Genomic DNA, 2,576 nt, shown 5'->3' with positions numbered 1-2,576 from the left:
ACGATATTCTGGTATTCTTCCTGCGATACTTTTTGCCCACGGGAAGGTTTTCTAATCACTTCAGGGTTTTTGGGGTTTAGGACTATGCGCGTACACAAAATGGACGTCCTGTCTGCCTGAACTTCAAGTATGAGTCCCGGCAAACCGTGAAACTCACCCGGCCCATGCTGAATGGGAATTTGTGGTGTGTACCAAGCTGTAATAGTAATTTCTTTGGGGATTTCTATTTCGTCCATAATATCGGTTCCTGTAGAATCTTTTTTGGTTTTAGCCTCATTTTCTTCAGGGGAACCGTCCCTGTTTCTTCTGCGCATGGATTGCCAGTCAGTATCTCCCAATTGTTTTACGGCAGTGGCTTTAAAAACCACATACTGGCCTATTTGCTTAGACTCGTTAACTAAAGTCCATTCCAACTTTGGTAAAGTATCGGAAATTAAAAATTGTTTGCCAAAGAACTCCTGTTCCTGTAAAAACTCGTCTGTTTTGGTGTTTTTGTATTGTGCCCCGGCGGTGAAATTTCCCATCATCATCATCATTCCACCTCCACCTCCCGGTGTAGCCAGTTTTTCTTCTTCTTTGTATAAGGATTCCTCCTGATTGAAGTTTAAAATATAGGTTTTTTCCAGAGCACTTTTCATCATCTGGGCGATTTGTTGGCGCATTTGCTCAGTCATTTGCTGTCCTTCAAAATCCATATCGACATTGGTTTTTGACTGATAAATTGCCTGACCGGTAAAGTTTTGTGCAGTTATTGCTATTGAAAAAATCAGGGCGAATAGGGTAATGAGTTTTTTCATAATCTTATGTGAATTTCAAAAAGTTAGAATCAAATCTAATACAATTGTTACATTAAGACACAAATTTTAACAAAGGGTTTAACTTGAATGGTAAACTTTAAATAGCAATCTTTTTAGTACATTTAGCTTTCCTATGAAGTACTTAATCATTCAGATTTGTCTTTTCACATTCATTTCTTCTTTCGCTCAAGCCGAAATGAACCTCAGCACAGTGAACAAAACACCCCTTACTGCCGATCGTTTTGTGGGAACAGACAACTTTGGACATCATTATTCCATACTAAAAAATACACTTTTCAAAACATCCCCTTCAGAAACTTTTGAGTTTAAAGATTTTCAATTAGGTGCTATCGGAAATGTAGATTTGCTGAACCCACTAAAAATCACCCTTTTTTATCCCCAATACCAAACAGCCGTGATACTGGATAACAAGCTCAACGAAATCCGGCGTATTTCATTTGTAATGGAGCCGCCCTTTTTGAATGTCGCAAATGCCACAACAGCAGCCGACAATAAGCTTTGGACATTTAATGAAGATTCACAGCAACTGGAAATGTACAATTATCGTGAACAAGTCAACTATACACTCTCCAGACCCATCGCTGAAAAGTATATTACCCATCAAAGTAACTACAATTTTTGTTATGTGCTTACAGAAAAAACCCTGAGGGTTTATAACGTTTATGGCAGTTTGATTAACAGTATTCCTGCTGAAGAAATCAATAAAATATCACTTTCTAACGATAGAATTCTGGCATTGAGGGAAGGCACTTTATCATTGCTTACCGAAAACCTGTCAGTTGAAACAGTTTTGAATACCCTCGAATTAACAATAAAAGATTTGTATCTCTCTGATGATTTCCTGTATATTTACGATGGTGAAATTATTCACAAATTCAAGCTAACCAAAACTCAAAATTAAATCAATGCACGTTGCCATAGCAGGAAATATCGGTTCGGGAAAAACCACACTGACGAGACTTTTATCAAAACATTACAAATGGCAACCCCATTATGAAGAGGTAGACGACAATCCTTATCTGGACGATTTCTACAATCAGATGGAACGCTGGTCTTTTAACTTGCAGATTTACTTTTTGAACAGCCGTTTTCGACAGATACTCGATATTCGCAACCAAGGTAAAAATGTTATTCAGGACAGAACTATATATGAAGACGCCTACATTTTTGCACCCAACCTGCACGCCATGGGCTTGATGACCAATCGTGATTTTGAAAACTACAAATCACTTTTTGATTTAATGGAAGAAGTCACTGAAAGCCCTGACTTGATAATTTACCTGCGCAGCTCCATACCCAATCTGGTAGCACAAATCCACAAACGTGGCAGGGAATATGAAAACAGCATCAGCATCGATTACCTCAGCCGATTAAACGAACGTTATGAAGCCTGGGTACATAAATATGACAAAGGTAAACTGCTTGTGATTGATGTGGACAACCTAAATTTTGTAGATGACCCTGAAGATTTTGGAAAAGTGATTAACCGCATTGATGCAGAACTGCACGGCTTATTCTAATAAAAAAATCCCATTCAGAAATAAATCTAAACGGGATTTTTTAATTCTATTTAAACAGTATTACTGCTTTTTCAATTCATCAATTCGTCTTTGAACCTCTTCGTGGCTTCCTGAAAATTCATTTACTTCTTCTACTCTTTCACCATCTACAGTTTTCACTACAGTTACTTTAGCAGTTGTTTCATCTCCTTGCACAGAAGTTTCAATAAATACTTGTCTAACCTCATTTGAAGTTTCT

General features: G+C 37.7%; 3 protein-coding genes. 2 read left to right on the top strand and 1 reads right to left on the bottom strand.

Going from position 1 to position 2,576, the window contains the following annotated elements:
* A partial coding sequence (locus tag AC6F75_RS14190; RefSeq protein WP_500715743.1) for a GLPGLI family protein occupies nucleotides 1-797 on the bottom strand: 797 nt, incomplete at its 3' end.
* Nucleotides 798-930: 133 nt separating this feature from the next.
* Between AC6F75_RS14190 and AC6F75_RS14185 the strand changes: the two genes are divergently transcribed.
* Entirely contained in the window at nucleotides 931-1,719 is a 789-nt protein-coding gene (locus tag AC6F75_RS14185) for a hypothetical protein (RefSeq protein ID WP_500715742.1), read from the top strand.
* A gap of 4 nt (nucleotides 1,720-1,723) precedes the next feature.
* Complete coding sequence (locus AC6F75_RS14180) at nucleotides 1,724-2,338, top strand: deoxynucleoside kinase (RefSeq protein ID WP_500715741.1); 615 nt, start codon at nucleotides 1,724-1,726, stop codon at nucleotides 2,336-2,338.
* Nucleotides 2,339-2,576: the final 238 nt, after the last annotated feature.

This window comes from Planktosalinus sp., assembly GCF_059864935.1.
This window is presented reverse-complemented; position numbering and strand designations above follow the sequence as displayed.

Bases quoted from the DNA above. Each gene is read 5' to 3' on its own strand.
- AC6F75_RS14185 (WP_500715742.1), top strand. From the start codon at position 931: ATGAAGTACTTAATCATTCAGATTTGTCTTTTCACATTCATTTCTTCT.
- AC6F75_RS14180 (WP_500715741.1), top strand. From the start codon at position 1,724: ATGCACGTTGCCATAGCAGGAAATATCGGTTCGGGAAAAACCACACTG.